This window comes from Streptomyces sp. NPDC059785 (assembly GCF_042732375.1).
Lineage (GTDB): Bacteria > Actinomycetota > Actinomycetes > Streptomycetales > Streptomycetaceae > Streptomyces.
Genome location: NZ_JBHWHV010000004.1, coordinates 76,403 through 91,476, shown reverse-complemented (window position 1 = coordinate 91,476; position 15,074 = coordinate 76,403). Strand labels below are relative to the sequence as shown.

Below are 15,074 nucleotides of genomic sequence, written 5' to 3'. Positions count from 1 at the left end.
GGGCGTGCGGGTCCCGGGCCCGGCCGCGTGCTCAACGGACGTGCTTGGCGGGCCGGGTGGCGAGGTGCAGCAACTGCTCCAGCGGGCCCCGCCGGAACCGCCGGGTCCACACCCTCGCCAGCAGCACGGCGGCCGCGACGAAGGCCAGCAGCACCGGCAGCGAGGCCATGGTGTCGCCGTCGACCACGGCCACGTACGTGACCTCGGTGAAGAGCCAGAGTGCGACGATGTGCAGGACGTAGGCGGTCAGCGACATCGTGCCGACCGCCGAGACGGGCGCGGCGAGCCGGGTCAGGCGGGCCGAGCGGGCGACGAGGGCGAGGCATCCGGTCAGCACCAGCAGGGCGACGCCCGTGTTGCCGAGCACGGAGAACGTGGTCTGGCTGTGCGGCGCGGCCACCAGCAGCCAGTCGAGCGGGATCCGGCCGTCCGGGTAGCCCACGATGTCGGACCACCACGCCGAGGTCGCCGGGCCCCCGTCCGCGGCGGCGGCGACGGTGCCGAGGGCGTGCGGCACCAGGTGCAGGGCGAGCCAGGAACCGCCGTAGCCGAGCAGGGCGAGCGCGCCGCCGGTCAGCGCCAGCCGGGCACGGACGGCGGGCCTGCCCAGGTCGAGCCGGGCCACCGCCATGCCCGCGACCAGGAACGGCATCCAGGTGAGCACCGGGTAGGAGCCGGTGAAGAGCAGTTCCACCAGGCCGTCCGTGCCGCTGAGCCGGGCCAGCGGGTCGTGGGCGACGACGGTGTCCGCCCAGTCGCCGTCCTCGATCGACACCCGTACCGCGTACAGCAGTTGGGGCATGATCAGGGCGCTCGCGGCGGCGATCAGCGCGAGGGTGGCGGCGCGCAGCCGGTACAGCGGCAGGACGGCGAGGAAGAGCAGCCCGTAGAAGCTGAGGATGACCTCGACCTCGGTGTCCAGGGCGGTCAGGACGTAGCCGAGGACCATGAGGGCCACGGCGCGCAGCACGACCCTGGCGACGGCCTGGCGGCCCGCGCGGCCGGTCCGTGGGTGGGGGCGCCCGGTGATGATGACCAGCGAGAACCCGGCGAGCAGGGCGAAGAGGGCGGAGGACCGGCCGCGCGCCGCCTCCAGCACGAACCCCAGCGGCCCGCCCACGGTGTCGTCGGGGCCCACGTGCGCCGAGTACATGCCGAAGACGGCCAGTCCGCGGGCGAGGTCGACGCCGACCAGCCGCGCGGCGGACGGCCCGGGAGGGGCGGGGGCGTCGGAGGGGCGGCCGGGCAACGGCCTGAGGGCGGCGGCCGGGCCGGGCGCCGGCCGGGACCGTAAGGGCGGGGCCCCGGCCGTCGATGCGTCGTCTGTCATGCGCTCAGGTTCGGCGCCCCACGCGGCCCGTCCCCACCCTGCGGCCTTCCGCAACACCCCCGTCACCCGGCCGGAAACACCCCCGCCGGACGGCCGGTGCGCACCGCCGCCGACAGGAACCGGTCCCGGGCTACAGACTGGGCCCTTTCGCGTGGTACGTATCGAAATCGCAGGCATGCGACGAGCGGAGTGCACGTGATCCGGGTAGTGGTGGTCGACGACGAGGCCCTGGTGCGCACGGGTTTCACCCACATCCTCAACGCGGCGGACGACATCGAGGTCGTGGCGGCGGTGGCGGGCGGGCAGGCCGTCCGGACGGTGAGAGAGACCCGGCCGGACGTCGTACTCCTCGACATCCGGATGCCGGACGTGGACGGGCTGACGGTCCTGAACGAGCTGCGCCGGATGCCGGACCGTCCGGTGGTGGCCATGCTGACCACATTCGACACCGACGAGTACGTGGCGGCGGCGCTGCGCTCCGGTGCGGCCGGTTTTCTGCTCAAGGACACCGATCCCGAGCAACTGCCCCGGCTGGTGGTCACGCTGGCCGAGGGGGACACCGTCCTGTCGTCGAAGGTGACCCGCACGGTGGTGGACGGTTACCTGGACAACGACCCGCGCGAACCGAACGCCGCGCGGCTCGTCTCCCGGCTGACCGACCGGGAACGGGACGTCCTCGTCCTCATGGCGGAAGGGCTCGGCAACTCCGAGATCGCCCTCCGGCTGCACCTCGGCGTCGGTACCGTCAAGGGCCATGTCAGCTCGATGTTCGCCAAGTTGGAGGTGAGCAGCCGGGTCCAGGCGGTGCTGGCCGCCGAACGCGCCGGACTTCTCAGGCCGGCCAAGGACGGGGCCGAGGGCAAGGACGGGGAGGCCTTATGACCGGCCGCCGCGGAACGGGACATCCGGCGGGGCACCTGACGGGACACCCGGCGGAACATCCGGCCGGGGGCCGCACCGGGCCGGGGCGCCCGGCCGGGGAACGGAACGGGCCGGGACCCATGGCCGGGGGCCGCACCGGGCCGGGGCGCCCCGTCAGGGGACGCGCCGGTCCCTGCCCCTTGGCCGGCCGCACCGGGCCGCCTCCCGCGCTGCTGGACGCCTGTCTCGTCGGGCTCTCCCTGGCCGACATGTGGGTGAACGTGCAGGGCGACGAGCAGCCCGCGTTCGGCTGCGCCCTCCTCGCGGCCGTCGCGCTCTCCTGGCGCCGCCGCCGACCGCTGCTGACGTTCGTGCTCACGCTGCCCACCGCCATGGTCTCGGACGCGGTGTTCGCGACGCTGGCCGCGCTGTACACGCTGTCGTCCCTGAGCCGGCACCGCGCGCTGCTCGTGCTCTGCGCCCTGGCCTACGCGGTCGCCGACTTCCTGCCCTGGCCGTGGAGCCGCGTGGACACCAACGACCTGTCGACCACACCGAGCCTCATCCACTTCACGTACACCCTGGCCGCGGCCGTCGCACCGGTCTTCCTCGGCCAGCTCGTACAGGCCCGGCGCGAACTGTCCGAGCGGCTCGCCGAGATCTCGCAGGCCCGTGAGTTCGAGCGGCTGCTCACCGCGCAGGGCGTCCTGGCCAAGGAACGCGCGCAGCTCGCCCGGGAGATGCACGACGTGGTGTCCCACCAGGTCAGTCTGATCGCCGTACAGGCCGGGGCGCTCCAGGTCGGCAGCCGGGACGCCGAGACCAAGGAGGCCGCGGGCACCATCCGCAGACTGAGCGTGCAGACGCTGGACGAGCTGCGGCACATGGTCAGCGTGCTGCGCGCCTCGGGCAGCCGCCCCACCGAGCTCACCCCGCAGCCCTCCCTGGGCGATCTGCGGCGGCTGATCGGTGTCAGCGGCATCGACACCGATCTGGAGACGGACCTGCCCGAGGCGCTGCCGCCCACCGTCCAGCGCGCCGTCTACCGCGGCGTCCAGGAGGCCCTGACCAACGTGCGCAAACACGCCCCGGGCGCCACCGCGACCGTCCGCATCCGGCACCGGGACGGCGTCGTACGGACCACGGTCGGCAACACCGCGCCCACCCGCCCGGCGCTCCCGCTGCCCAGCGCCCACCACGGTCTCGCCGGGCTGCGCCAGCGCGCCGAACTCCTCGGCGGCACGGTCACCTCGGGCCCCACCGAGGACGGCGGCTACGAACTCCGCCTGGACCTGCCGGTCGGGCCGAACTGGTAGCCCGCGCCGGGGCGTCAGGCGCGGTGCGGGGCCGTGCCGTGCCGCACCCACACATTGGGTTCGACGTAGACGGCGCGGTCGTGGGCGAGGGAGCAGTGGACCGGGACAAGGGCTCCGGGCACCTCGACGTCGCCGTCGCGGTCGAAGGGCAGCCCGGTCCACCGGCGCCACTGGGCGAGCGAACCGCTGACGGTCATCGACGCCGGGGCGACCTTCTCGACGGTGCCGCCCGCCCTGACGTGCACCCGCAGCCAGGGGTCGGCGGGAAGGCCGTCGTCGCGCCCGCGGCGGGCGTACTCGGCCATGGGCACCCGGGGTTCGAGGTGCTTGGCCGTCGGGCGGACCGGGGCGAGCAGCGTGTCGTGGCCCTGCCGGGCGGCGGTCTCCCGCAGCGCGTCGAGCATGCGGGAGGACAGGCCCCGGCCCAGGTGGCCGGTGTCCACCGTGATCTCCAGCGCGCTGACCGTCGTGCCCGTGCGCCCCTCGCGCCGGTCCTCGAAGGCCCATGCCAGCACCCGGTCCCAGCCCTGGTCCGGCAGTTCCTCGCGGCCGTCGCGGGCGGCGTCGAACGGCACGCTCAGCCCCCGGGCCACCACCCGGTCCCCGTCCGTCGCCACCACGCAGTGCTCCGGAAAGTACTCGACCACCCCCGCCCGGCCGAGCAGCGCGCTGCCGATCACGTCGTGCGCGAGGAAGTCCGGCCAGGCGTGCTGGATCTCGTAGACCCGATCGGTCAGTGACGGTCGTTCGGCGAGCGAGGTGATCGATATGCGGTCGGTTTCTGTCACGACCGGGACCCTGTCACAGGGGAAACCGCGGGGCCAGCGCATTATCGCCCGGTCCCGGGAGAGGCTGACGGGCGGGCTCCGTCCGGCCTGACCGGTGCGCGCCGCACGCGCCTCCGTGCGCCGCCGCGGGCCCCTTCGAACCCGGTGTGCGCGGACACCCCGCTCGCTACGGTTGACCGGCCAATTCCGGTCGACTTCCTGGGGAACGAGGCGTTACGCCGATGCGGGACGGTGCACGTGTGGATCCGGCGGAGGAGGTGCTCCGGGCCGCCCGGGCGGCCGCGGCGGCGCTCCGGCCCGCGCTGCTTCAGCGGCTGCTCGCGGTGTACGGGGCCGACTGGCTGGCCCGCGTGAACGAGCGGCGCCGGCGGGAGGGACGCGAAAGACCGGGCCGGGGCCTGGACGACCACCGCTTCTGCCTGGCCGTCTTCGCGCACGACCCGGCGACCGCGGACTGGGCCCGCGAGGAGTGGCGCCGCGGCGCACGGCAGCTCGGCTCGCTCTCCAACCGCGCGGCGCACGACGAGCCGCTCACCCCGGCCGATGTGCACCGGGCCCGGTCGATCGCCCGCGCGGCGCGGGGCTGGCGCGTCGCCGCCCACCCCGCGCCGGACGGCGCGACCGGCTCCGCCCACGGCCCGCCACCGGCTCGCGGCAAGGACGTCACGACCGAGCTGCGGGTGTCCGCCAGGGACGCGTCCTACGGCGGGGTGATCGAGGTCCGGGTGACCCGGCGCACCGGGGACCGGCGGTCGTTCACCGTGAAGGTGCGGCTGCCCGTCGAGGTGCGGGACGGGCAGCTGCTGCGGATGCCGGGGCGCGGCGCCCCCGGTTCCGGGGGCGGCCCGCCCGGTGATCTCTATCTGCGCGTCCGCGTCGGCGGCTGAGAGCCGTCCCGGACCTGTCGTCCCGGACCTCCCGGCGGGCGAGTCGAACGCTTCGACTTCCCGCCTTCCCGCTCCGCACTGGAGTCACAGGAATCAGCCGCGTCACGGCCGCAACGCGGGCAGCATCCATGATCAACCGGGCGGACGGGGACTGACCAGGAAGTTCGGGCAAACTCCCCCGCGTTGGGCAAGGCTCCGCATAGCGTGCGTCACCGCAAGCGCTCACCCACCTCCGTGCGGTCCGCTTCCGCCGGACCCAGGCGCTCCAGGAGACCCGAGATGTCCCACGGCAGCCCAGAGTCGTACGCGAGCCCGGAGCCGTATGCCGGCCCGGAGCCGTACCCGGGCGCGGCCTCGTACGCGGACCGGCGGCCCGGGGCCGGCGGCTCGCCGGTGTATCCGGTCAGGCCAGGGAGCGTGCCCGCGCTGCCCGCGCCGCCGGGCCACCGCCCAGGGCTTCCCCCGGGCGAACCCTTACGCGACGGCGCGCAGCTCTGCCACTGGGGCGGGCACCACCAGGACCTGAGCGTGCTGCGCCGCGCCTACCACCGGCAGCGCGGTGTCTCGGCCCTGGCGGCCGTCGGCTGTTTCTCGCTCTTCCTCGCCCTCTTGGTCGGCGCGCCGTCCTTCATGAACAGGCGCCTGGCGGAAGGTCTCTCCGCCGGTCTGTTGCTCGCCCTCGCGCAGTTCCCCGCCGTCGGGCTCGCCCTCGCCCTGTACGAGCGCACCGCACGCCGGCAGGTCGATCCCCTGGCCCGCAGGCTGCACCGGCACGCGGCCGTTCCCGGCGCCGAGCCGGGGCCCGAGCGATGACCGACCTGGACGGCGCCGCCCAGTCCTGGTCCCTCGTCGCCTTCTGCACCGCCGTCACCGTGACGTTCCTGCTGTGCGTGCTGACCGGGCCCGACCGGGACGATCTCGAGGAGTTCTACACCGGCTACCGCGCGCTGTCCCCGCTGCGCAACGGCCTCGCCATCGCCGGGGACTACATCTCCGCCGCGACGGTCCTGACCATCGGCGGTGTCATCGCCCTGTGCGGCTACGACGGTGTCGTCCTGGCGCTCAGCACGCTGCTCTCGCTGCTGCTGCTGATGTTCCTGCTGGCCGAACCGCTCCGCAACACCGGCAGGTTCACCATGGGCGACACCTTCGCCCGGCGGATGCCCGGACGCGCGGTGCGCATCACCGCCTGCGCGGTCACCGTGGTCTCGCTGGTGCCCATGATGGTGGTGCAACTGGCCAGCACCGGGCAGTTGCTCGCCTTCATCCTCGGCTTCTCGGACGGTTCCCTGAAGACGGGCTGCGTCGTGGGCGCGGGCACGCTGATGATCGGCTACGCGGCGATCGGCGGCATGCGCGGGACGGCCCTGGTCCAGATCGTGAAGATGGTGCTGCTGCTCGGTTCCGGCTTCCTGGTCGCGGCGCTGATCCTGGCCACGTTCGACTGGAGCCCGGCCGCCCTGTTCGACACGGCCGCGCGGCGCAGCGGAGCGGGTCCCGCGTTCCTGGACTACGGGCTCCAGTTCGCCGGCGGCCCGCACCCGCGGCTCGACATGATCGGCACCCAGTGCGCGATCGTGCTCGGCGGCGCCTGTCTGCCCCACGTGATCATGCGGATGTGCACCGCGGACAGCACCCGCGAGGTGCGGCGGTCGATGTCCTGGGCCGTCACGTCGGTCGGGGCGTTCGTGCTGGTCATCGTGGTCATCGGGATCGGCGCCACCGCGCTGGTCGGACGGGCGGGCATCGTCGCGGCCGACCCGCGCGGCAACACCGCCTATCTGCTCGGCGCCCGGGCGGCCTTCGGCACGGAGGTGTCCCGGACGGAGACCCTGCTGCTCACCACCGTGACCACGGCGATCTTCCTCACGCTGCTCGCCTCGGTCGCCGGGATGACGCTGGCGTGCGCCAACTCCCTCGCGCACGACGTCATCGCCGCGCGGACGGACGGGATGTCGCCGGTGCGCGAGATGACGCTCGCCCGGGTCTGCGCCCTGGCCGTCGGCGCCCCGGTCGTGGTGCTCGCGGCGCTCGCCCAGAGCCGCAGCCTGCAACCGCTCGCCACCCTCTCCTTCTGCCTGGGCGCCTCGGCCGTCGCACCCGCCCTCGTCTACAGCCTCTTCTGGCGGCGCTTCACCCGGACCGGGCTGCTGGCCACCCTTATCGGCGGCTCCCTCGGGGTCCTGCTGCTGATGCCCGGCACCCGGCTGGTCTCCGGCTCCCCGACCGCCGCGTTCCCCGGCACCGACTTCGCCTGGTTCCCGTTCACCACGACGGCCCTGGTCTCCGTACCGCTGGGCTTCGCGTGCGGTTGGCTGGGCACCCTGCTGTCGGACCGCGAGGAGGCGGTCAGGGAACGCAGGCGGTACGAGGCGATCGAGCACGTGATCCTCGCCGGACCGCACCGCAAGGCCCGGTGAACCGGAGGGCACGCACGCTCAGACGAACGCGCTCCGGCCGGTGATCGCGCGGCCGACGATGAGCGTGTTCATCTCCCGGGTGCCCTCGTAGGAGTAGAGGGCCTCGGCGTCCGCGAAGAACCGGCCGATGTCGTAGTCGAGGACGATGCCGTTGCCCCCGAAGAGCTCCCGGGCCCAGGCCACGACCTCCCGCATCCGGGCCGTGACGTACGCCTTGGCCAGCGAGGAGTGTTCGTCCTTGAAGACCCCGGCGTCCTGGAGCCGGGCGAGCTGTACGAGCATGCCCCAGGAGGCGGTGATGTTGCCCAGGCTCTTGACCAGCATGTCCTGCACGAGCTGGAAACCGGCGATCGGCCGGCCGAACTGCTGCCGGTCCACGGTGTAGTCCAGGGCCAGTTCGTAGGCTCCGATCATGACGCCCAGGGCCTGCCAGGCGACGCCCGCGCGGGTGGCCCGCAGGATCTCCGCCACGTCGCGGAAGGAGCCGATGTTCTTCAGCCGGTCGGCCTCGGGCACCTCGACACCGGTCAGCGTGATGTCGGCGTTCTCGACGATCCGCAGGGAGGTTTTGTTCGCTATCTTCTCGGGCTCGAAGCCCGGGGTGCCCTGCGCGACGACGAAGCCCTTCACGCTGTCGTCCGCGACGTCCCGCGCCCACACCACCACGTGGTCGGCGAAGGTCGCGTTGCCGATCCAGCGCTTGGCGCCGTCCAGGATCCAGGTGTCGCCCTCCCGTCTGGCGGTGGTGCGCATGCCCGCGGCCACGTCGGAGCCGCCGAGCGGTTCCGTCAGCGCGAACGCCCCGATGGTGTCCATCCGCGCCATGCCCGGCAGCCAGCGGTCCCGCTGCTCCTGGTCGCCGCCCGCGTGGATCGAGTACATCGCCAGGCCGTTGTGGACACCGAAGAAGGTGGCGACCGACGCGTCGACGCGGCTCATCTCCATCGCCATCATCCCGGTCAGCAGATGGCTCGGCGCGGGGCGCTGACCGCTGTACTCCTCGTACGGGAGCCCGACGAGACCGCTCTCCCGGAACTTCGTGACGATCTCCCTGGGGAAGGTGCCCTCGGCCCAGTTCTCGTTCACCAGCGGCTTGATCTCGTCCCGCATGAAGGCACGCGTCTTCAGCAGGACCTTGCGTTCCTCGTCGGACAGCACGCTCTCGAAGTCGTAGAAGTCAGCGGCCGATTGCTCTACAGAAGTGCTCGACATGTCAGCCTTCTTCCACGCTTTCCCCGTACGATGCGCGACTCTGGCGTGAAGTCTGTGGTGTGTGCACACTTACGGGGTGGGGCGGGCGCCGAAAGCGGTCGCCGCCCTTTGTCACGGGGGGACCGGATCCGGATGAGCAGCCCGTCGCGCAAGTCCCGCACGTCCGCGGGCAGACCCGGCCCGGCGCCGCGTCCCTCCGGGAGGACGGAAGCGTACGCCGGGCGTCTGCTGTGCTGGACCCTCGCGACGGCGATGGTCACGGCCGCGGTGCAGGCCGTCGCCTCCCCCGGCGGGACGTGGTGGCGGTACGCGTGGCCACTGCCGTGGTGCCTGCTGCCGCTGTGGGCCGGTCTGTGGGGCGTGCTCCGGTACCGGGCCAAGCGTGCCCGTCCCGGCGGAGGCCCGGACGAGGGCCCGGACGAGGGCCCGCAGGACGGGACGCGGACGGACTTCGACCGGGCGGCGTAGCAGCGAGCGGCCGGGTGCGGGCGGTGTGAGGCGCCGTCAGTCGTGAGCGGCGGCCGGGTGGGGCGTCACCAGGGCAGGGGCAGGCGTCTGGCGGCTTTCAGGCCCGCGGTCACCAGGGCGGCGTAGCGGGATCCGGGCATGCCGGGCGGGGGCGCGAGCGGCAGCAGATGCTGGGCGGCGACGGTCTGCGGTTCGGTGTACTTGCGGATCCCCTCCCGGCCGTTGCGTCGGCCGACGCCGGAGTCGCCAATGCCGCCCATGGGCGCGTCGGGCGACGCGCAGGCGGCGGCGAAGCCGTCGTTGACGGTGACGGCGCCGGTCCGCAGCCGGCCGGCGAGGCGGCGCCCGCGTGCCGGGGTGGTGAAGACGGCGGCGGTCAGGCCGTAGCGGCTGTCGTTCGCGCGGTCCAGGGCGTCGGCGGCGTCGCGGACCCGGTGCACGGCGACGACGGGACCGAAGGTCTCCTCGCGGCCGAGCAGCATGTCGTCGCCGACCGCGCCGAGCACGGTCGGCTCGTAGAAGTACGGTCCCAGGTCGGGGCGGGCGCGGCCCCCCGTGTACAGCAGGGCGCCCTTGGCGAGGGCGTCGCAGACGTGCCGGGCGACGGCGCCGAACTGGCGCGGGCCGGCGAGGGACCCCATGTCCGCGTCCCAGGTGGGACCGGTGGCGAGCCGCAACTCGCGGGTGCGCCGCACGAAGGCGTCCAGGAAGCGGTTGTGGACGTCCGCCTCCACGTAGATCCGCTCGGTGCTCACGCACAGGTGACCGGAGTTGGCGAAGCAGGCGCGCAGGGCGCCGCGGACGGCGCGTTCGAGGTCGGCGTCGGCCAGCACGATCAGCGGGTTCTTGCCGCCGAGTTCGGCCGAGAAGCCGATCAGCCGGCGGGCGCACTCGGCGGCCAGGGCGCGGCCGGTGGCGACGGAGCCGGTGAACATCAGGTGGTCGACGCGGCCGACCAGCGGGGGCCCGAGGACGGGACCCTCGCCGGTCAGCACCTGGAACAGGTCCGCGGGCAGCCCCGCCTCCAGCAGCAGCGCGCGCACCAGCAGGGCGCTGTACGGGGTCTGTTCGGAGGGCTTGAGGAGGACGGCGTTGCCGGCGAGCAGGGCGGGCACGGTGTCCACCGCCGCCGTCGCGAAGGGGTAGTTCCAGGGGCTGACGACACCGACGAGGCCCTTCGGGCGGTGGTGTTCGCGGACGCGGGTGAACAGCGGCAGGGCGCCGTGCCGCCGAGCCGGACGCAGATGCCTGCGGGCGGACCTGGCGTAGTAGCGAGCGGTCAGGGCGACGTTGGTGAACTCGTCGAAGGCGCTGATCCGGGCCTTGCCGGTCTCGGCCTGGATGACATCGAAAACGTCGGTGCGGCGCTCCAGCAGCAGGTCGTGAAAGCGCAGGACGACCTCGCCGCGCTCGGCGACCGGCCACCGCGCCCAGTCGGCCTGCGCGCACCGGGCCCGCACGGCGGCGGCCCCGACGTCCACCGGTTCGCAGGACGGCATCCACCCGATACGGCCCCCGTCGACCGGCGCGCACACGGCGAGCGCCGACCGGCACGACGGCGCGGCACTCAGCAGCGCGAGATCACGGGCACGGCCGGGAAGCCGGGCGGCGGCGCGCGGGGGCAGACCGTGCGCGGGGTCGTACGCGGGATCGCGCGCGAGGGAGGTCATGGGAGTTGTCCGGGGGTGGGGGCGGGGGCGGATGCCGGCGGTATCGGTGTCGCCGCCCCTTCGTTCGCAGGGGTCAGGCGGCGGGGCAGGGCGACGAGGCTGACGGTCGTCGCGGTGAGGGTGACGGTGACAGCGACCCAGGAGGAGGCGGTCATGCCGTGCAGGAAGGCGTCCTCGTAGGCGCGGCGCAGTGCCTCCTGGGCCGACGGCGGCAGGCCGGCGCCGCGCGAGGGGTCGGCGAGGGCCGTCGTGGCGTCGGTGTGCGCGGGCAGCCGGGCCGCGTACGGGCCGAGTACGTCGTGCAGGCGGGCGGTGGACACGGCCGCCAGCACCGAACCCTGTACGGCGACCCCGAGGGCGGAGCCCACCGCGCGGGTGACGTCGTTGATGGCGGAGCCGAGGGCGAGTTGGCGGACGGGCGCGGTGGCCATCACCGACTCGGTGCCCGCCGTGCCGGTCATCCCCGAACCGAGCCCGGCCAGGACCTGGAAGACCGCCAGATGCGGGAAACCGTCCGCAGGCCCGGTGTCCGCCAGGACGACGAAGGCGGCGGCCACCGCCGTCAGGCCGAGCGCCGCCGTGGCGCGCGGGCCGCACCGGGAGATGAGCGGGACGGCCAGGGCCGCCCCCGCGCCCAGGGCGAGCGGCAGCGGCAGGCTGCGCAGTCCGGCCTCCCAGGGCGAGTGCCCGAGCACCTGCTGCAAGTACAGCGCGACGATGAACAGGGAGCCGAACACGGCCACGGCCATGAGGGCGATGACCGCGGCCGCCGCGCCGATCCGGGGCTCGCGCAGCAGCGCCAGCGGCAGCATGGGATCCGGGTGCCGGGTCTGCTGGAGCAGGAACGCCGCCAGCAGCACCCCGGCGGCGCCGAACGCGGCCAGCACGGGCCCGCTCGTCCAGCCCCGCGCGGGACTCTCGATCACGGCCCACACCAGACACAGCAGCCCGGCCGTGGACAACAGCATGCCGCCTAGATCGACACGCCGCCGACCACCCGGACCGTCAAAACCGGCGCCCCGCCGACCATCCGCACCGCCGAGATCAACGCGCCGCCGACCACTCGAACCGTCGGCGTCGACGCGCGGCCGGCCACCCAGCCCGCCGAGACCGACGCCCCGCCGACCACCCGGACCATCGGCGTCGACGCGCGGCCGGTCACCCGGACCATCGGGGTCGACGCGCGGCCGGCCACCCAGCCCGCCGAGACCGACGCCCCGCCGGTCACCCAGACCGTCAAAACCGGCGCCCCGCCGACCATCCGCACCGCCGAGACCGGCGCCCCGCCGACCACCCGGGCGTGACGGTGGCACCAGGACCACGGCCAGCAGGATGCCCACCGCGGCCACCGGCACGTTGACCCAGAATCCGGCGCGCCAGCCGAAGTGTTCGACCAGCCAGCCGCCGGCCACGGGCCCGCTCGCGCACCCGGCGCCCGCGATCGCCGCCCACAGCGCGATGGCCCGGCGGCGCAGGTCCGGCTCGGGAAAGAGGCCGACCACCGTGGACAGCGTGGCGGGCATCAGCAGCGCGGCGCCCGCGCCCAGGGCGAACCGGGCGGCGATCACCTGGCCGGTCGCCCCGGCCAGCGCGCCGCCCGCGGAGGCCAGCGCGCACACCACGAGCCCGGCGACGTAGGCACGGCGGGCCCCGACCCGGTCGGTGAGGGAGCCGGTGGTCAGCACGGTGCCGCCGAGCACGAGGGCGTACCCGTCGACCACCCACTGCACGTCGGACAGGTCCGCCGCGAGATCGCGCTGTACGGCGGGCACGGCGATGTTGAGGACGGTCAGGTCCAGGCCGACGAGGTACAGGCCCAGACAGACGGTCGCGGCCACGGCCCAGCGCCGCCGGTCCGGCGGTTGCGACGGCGGGGGCGGCGGCGGCCGCAACCGCGGCTGCTGCGGCTGCTGCGGACGGGCCGGTTCCGGGGCGGGCATCAGGCGATGCGGTGGCGCTGGACGGTGACGGAGCACAGCTGCTCGAGCCGCTCCCGGGCCGGGGAGGCCGGCAGCAGACCGGCGACCGCCGTCCACGCCTCCTCCAGGAGCCGGTCGGCCTCCCGCGTGCACCGGTCGAGCGCGCCGCACGCCTCGATGCGCTTGGCCGCGCGGAGCGCCGAGTCCTCGTCGAGACCGGCGACCACCTCCGTCCACAGCGCCCGCATCTCCTGCCGCGGCAGCAGCGCCACCGCCCAGGCCAGCGGGTACGTCACCTTGGCGTTGAGCAGGTCCTCGGCCCGCCGCTTGGTGAGCACGCCCCGGTTGCGCACGCCCGTCAGATCGGCGACGTCGTCGGTGATCTGGTAGGCGGTGCCGACGGCGCTGCCCAGCGCGGCCAGCGCCTCGCGCTGCGCGGACGTCGCACCGCCGACCGTCGCGCCGATGAGGAACAGCGAGGCGACCGGCGCGCCGGACTTCAGCCGGTGCGTGAGGGTGAGCAGTTCGAGCAGCGCGGCGTTGTCCCCGCTCTTCAGGGCCACCGCCATCTCCTCGTGGTGGCCCTGGAGGTCGAGCGCCTGACCGGCGTGGGCGGCCCGCACCGCGCCGAGGTACGCCTCGTACACCGCCGTGCGCAGCGCCGGATCGGCCGGGAGCGCCCGCCGTACGGCGCGGTCCATGCTGAAGTAGGCGGCGGTGCCCGCGGTGATGACGGGGGCGGTGCCGTGCACCAGGTGGCCCGCGGGGCGCCCCCGGCGCAGCTCGGCACCGTCCTGGATGTCGTCGATGAGCAGCGAACCGGTGTGCATGAGTTCGCAGGCCGCCATCAGCTCCCCGTAGCGGCCGCCGTCCTGTCCCAGGGCCTCGATCACCGAGGCCATCAGCAGCGGCCGCCAGCGCCGGCCGCCGCCCTCCAGCAGATGCCGTACGGGTGCCACCATCGCCTGGTGCAGCCGCCGGTCGAGGCGGGCGGCGGAGACCGAGCCGAGCGGCGGCCCCGTGGCGGCGAGCAGTTCGGCGGTCAGCTCGGCCCCGGGCCGGACCGGGTAGAGCCGGTCCACCGCGGCGGCGAGCAGCAGCCCCTGTTCCTCGTCCACGGCGGGCGCGAGCCGCTCGTCGACCGCGGGCGAGGGCCGCTGCCCGGACTCGTCCGGCGGCTGCGGCAGGTCCCGCGGAGGCGGTGCGTCCTGAGGCTGCCCGATGTGCCCGGCGTGCGGCGCCGCCGGCGGTTCGTGCGCCCGGGCCGCCAACTCGTCGCGGTAGGTGGTCCGTCGGGGGGTGTCGGCATCGAGGGCGAGCGCGTCGACGCCGAGCAGGTCGTCCACCGAGTCCCGTACCCGCTCCGGCAGCAGCCCGGCCGCGGCCAGGACCCAGCCCATCCGGCGCGGCACGACCGAACGGGCCCTGGGGCGCTGTACGACGCGCGCGACCGCGACGGCGACCTCGCGGGGCCGCAGCGGACGGAACAGCGGCGGGCCGAGGCCCCGGCCCGCCGCGGTGTCCACCACGTACGGCAGCACCGCCGAGACCCGGGGTCCCGTGGCGCGGCGGCCCTCCCTGCGCAGCGCCTCGGAGAGCGCGAGGACCGCGGCCTTGGTGGCGCTGTAGGTGGCCAGTCCGGCGAGCGGCTTGAGCGCGCACGCGCTCGCCACGTTCACGATGTGCCCGCCGCCGTGCTCCCGCATGGCCGTCCACGCGGCGCGGCAGCCCGCCAGCACGGCGCCGAGGTTGACGTCGACCATGTGGGCGGAGAGTTCCGGCAGTTCGTCGGCGAAGGGGCCGTCGCCCAGCACTCCGGCGTTGTTGACCCACACGTCCAGACGGCCGAACTCCGAGACGGCCGCGCGGGCCAGTACGGCCGCGGCGTCCGGATGCCGCAGGTCCACGGTCACCGCGCGGGCGCGGGCGCCCAGTTCCGTCGCGGCGGCGTGCACGGCGGTGCCGTCCACGTCCGCCAGCACGATGCGGAACCCGCGGGCGGCGAGTTCGGCCGCCACGGCCTTCCCGATCCCCCGACCCGCACCGGTCACCACGGCAACACGCGGCTCCGCGCCGCCGGAACTCTCGTCGACCGCCACCTGCCGCCTCCCACCTCGCCTGTGCTCGACCACGGCTCGTGCCCGACTCGTGCACGCGTGCACTCGTTCCCAGCGTTCGGGATGGCGCCGCATCGCGCGACCGG

General features: G+C 74.5%; 12 protein-coding genes. 6 read left to right on the top strand and 6 right to left on the bottom strand.

Translation table 11 applies throughout. The features are described 5' to 3' along the window. Nucleotides 1-31 precede the first annotated feature (31 nt). The gene (locus ACFV6E_RS04170) at nucleotides 32-1,330 is read right to left on the bottom strand and encodes a DUF418 domain-containing protein (protein ID WP_385159605.1); all 1,299 of its coding nucleotides are present in this window, start codon (nucleotides 1,328-1,330) and stop codon (nucleotides 32-34) included. Nucleotides 1,331-1,525: 195 nt separating this feature from the next. On the opposite strand from ACFV6E_RS04170, the gene ACFV6E_RS04165 reads away from it, so the two are divergent. Together ACFV6E_RS04165 and ACFV6E_RS04160 are read left to right on the top strand one after the other, a co-directional pair. After that, nucleotides 1,526-2,212 carry a response regulator gene (locus ACFV6E_RS04165; RefSeq protein WP_385159607.1) on the top strand — a complete coding sequence of 229 codons (687 nt, stop codon included), beginning with the start codon at nucleotides 1,526-1,528 and terminating at the stop codon, nucleotides 2,210-2,212. A gap of 179 nt (nucleotides 2,213-2,391) precedes the next feature. Continuing rightward, a complete protein-coding gene (locus ACFV6E_RS04160; protein WP_385159609.1) occupies nucleotides 2,392-3,507 on the top strand; it encodes a sensor histidine kinase in 1,116 nt (371 codons plus the stop codon). Nucleotides 3,508-3,521: 14 nt separating this feature from the next. Here ACFV6E_RS04160 and ACFV6E_RS04155 read toward each other — a convergent pair whose 3' ends face one another. After that, the gene (locus ACFV6E_RS04155) at nucleotides 3,522-4,337 is read right to left on the bottom strand and encodes an N-acetyltransferase (RefSeq protein ID WP_385159611.1); all 816 of its coding nucleotides are present in this window, start codon (nucleotides 4,335-4,337) and stop codon (nucleotides 3,522-3,524) included. Between the two features lie 197 nt (nucleotides 4,338-4,534). Between ACFV6E_RS04155 and ACFV6E_RS04150 the strand changes: the two genes are divergently transcribed. The 3 genes from ACFV6E_RS04150 (at nucleotide 4,535) to ACFV6E_RS04140 (ending at nucleotide 7,602) form a co-directional block, all read left to right on the top strand. Next, the gene (locus ACFV6E_RS04150) at nucleotides 4,535-5,182 is read left to right on the top strand and encodes a DnaJ C-terminal domain-containing protein (protein WP_385159613.1); all 648 of its coding nucleotides are present in this window, start codon (nucleotides 4,535-4,537) and stop codon (nucleotides 5,180-5,182) included. 279 nt (nucleotides 5,183-5,461) lie between these two features. After that, on the top strand, nucleotides 5,462-5,995 hold the full coding sequence (locus ACFV6E_RS04145) for a DUF485 domain-containing protein (RefSeq protein WP_385159615.1): 534 nt from the start codon (nucleotides 5,462-5,464) through the stop codon (nucleotides 5,993-5,995). Then, the gene (locus ACFV6E_RS04140; protein ID WP_385159617.1) at nucleotides 5,992-7,602 is read left to right on the top strand and encodes a cation acetate symporter; all 1,611 of its coding nucleotides are present in this window, start codon (nucleotides 5,992-5,994) and stop codon (nucleotides 7,600-7,602) included. Before ACFV6E_RS04145 ends, ACFV6E_RS04140 begins: the two co-directional genes overlap by 4 nt. Nucleotides 7,603-7,620: 18 nt before the next feature. Here ACFV6E_RS04140 and ACFV6E_RS04135 read toward each other — a convergent pair whose 3' ends face one another. Beyond that, nucleotides 7,621-8,814 (bottom strand): acyl-CoA dehydrogenase family protein, encoded by a 1,194-nt coding sequence (locus ACFV6E_RS04135; RefSeq protein WP_385459278.1) that lies wholly within the window; start codon nucleotides 8,812-8,814, stop codon nucleotides 7,621-7,623. A gap of 132 nt (nucleotides 8,815-8,946) precedes the next feature. Between ACFV6E_RS04135 and ACFV6E_RS04130 the strand changes: the two genes are divergently transcribed. Next, on the top strand, nucleotides 8,947-9,282 hold the full coding sequence (locus tag ACFV6E_RS04130; protein WP_385177835.1) for a hypothetical protein: 336 nt from the start codon (nucleotides 8,947-8,949) through the stop codon (nucleotides 9,280-9,282). Nucleotides 9,283-9,347: 65 nt separating this feature from the next. On the opposite strand, the gene ACFV6E_RS04125 is transcribed toward ACFV6E_RS04130, so the two are convergent. The 3 genes from ACFV6E_RS04125 to ACFV6E_RS04115 are packed head-to-tail and all read right to left on the bottom strand — an operon-like array spanning nucleotide 9,348 to nucleotide 14,970. After that, nucleotides 9,348-10,952: a succinic semialdehyde dehydrogenase gene (locus ACFV6E_RS04125; RefSeq protein WP_385177837.1), complete on the bottom strand. Its 1,605-nt coding sequence runs from the start codon at nucleotides 10,950-10,952 to the stop codon at nucleotides 9,348-9,350. After that, the gene (locus tag ACFV6E_RS04120) at nucleotides 10,949-12,892 is read right to left on the bottom strand and encodes an MFS transporter (protein WP_385459276.1); all 1,944 of its coding nucleotides are present in this window, start codon (nucleotides 12,890-12,892) and stop codon (nucleotides 10,949-10,951) included. The genes ACFV6E_RS04125 and ACFV6E_RS04120 overlap by 4 nt, the downstream gene beginning before the upstream one ends. Next, nucleotides 12,892-14,970: an SDR family NAD(P)-dependent oxidoreductase gene (locus ACFV6E_RS04115; RefSeq protein WP_385459274.1), complete on the bottom strand. Its 2,079-nt coding sequence runs from the start codon at nucleotides 14,968-14,970 to the stop codon at nucleotides 12,892-12,894. The genes ACFV6E_RS04120 and ACFV6E_RS04115 overlap by 1 nt, the downstream gene beginning before the upstream one ends. Between the last annotated feature and the right edge of the window lie 104 nt (nucleotides 14,971-15,074).

Bases quoted from the DNA above. Each gene is read 5' to 3' on its own strand.
- ACFV6E_RS04170 (WP_385159605.1), bottom strand. From the start codon at position 1,330: ATGACAGACGACGCATCGACGGCCGGGGCCCCGCCCTTACGGTCCCGG.
- ACFV6E_RS04155 (WP_385159611.1), bottom strand. From the start codon at position 4,337: ATGCGCTGGCCCCGCGGTTTCCCCTGTGACAGGGTCCCGGTCGTGACA.
- ACFV6E_RS04145 (WP_385159615.1), top strand. From the start codon at position 5,462: ATGTCCCACGGCAGCCCAGAGTCGTACGCGAGCCCGGAGCCGTATGCC.
- ACFV6E_RS04140 (WP_385159617.1), top strand. From the start codon at position 5,992: ATGACCGACCTGGACGGCGCCGCCCAGTCCTGGTCCCTCGTCGCCTTC.
- ACFV6E_RS04135 (WP_385459278.1), bottom strand. From the start codon at position 8,814: ATGTCGAGCACTTCTGTAGAGCAATCGGCCGCTGACTTCTACGACTTC.
- ACFV6E_RS04130 (WP_385177835.1), top strand. From the start codon at position 8,947: ATGAGCAGCCCGTCGCGCAAGTCCCGCACGTCCGCGGGCAGACCCGGC.
- ACFV6E_RS04125 (WP_385177837.1), bottom strand. From the start codon at position 10,952: ATGACCTCCCTCGCGCGCGATCCCGCGTACGACCCCGCGCACGGTCTG.
- ACFV6E_RS04120 (WP_385459276.1), bottom strand. From the start codon at position 12,892: ATGCCCGCCCCGGAACCGGCCCGTCCGCAGCAGCCGCAGCAGCCGCGG.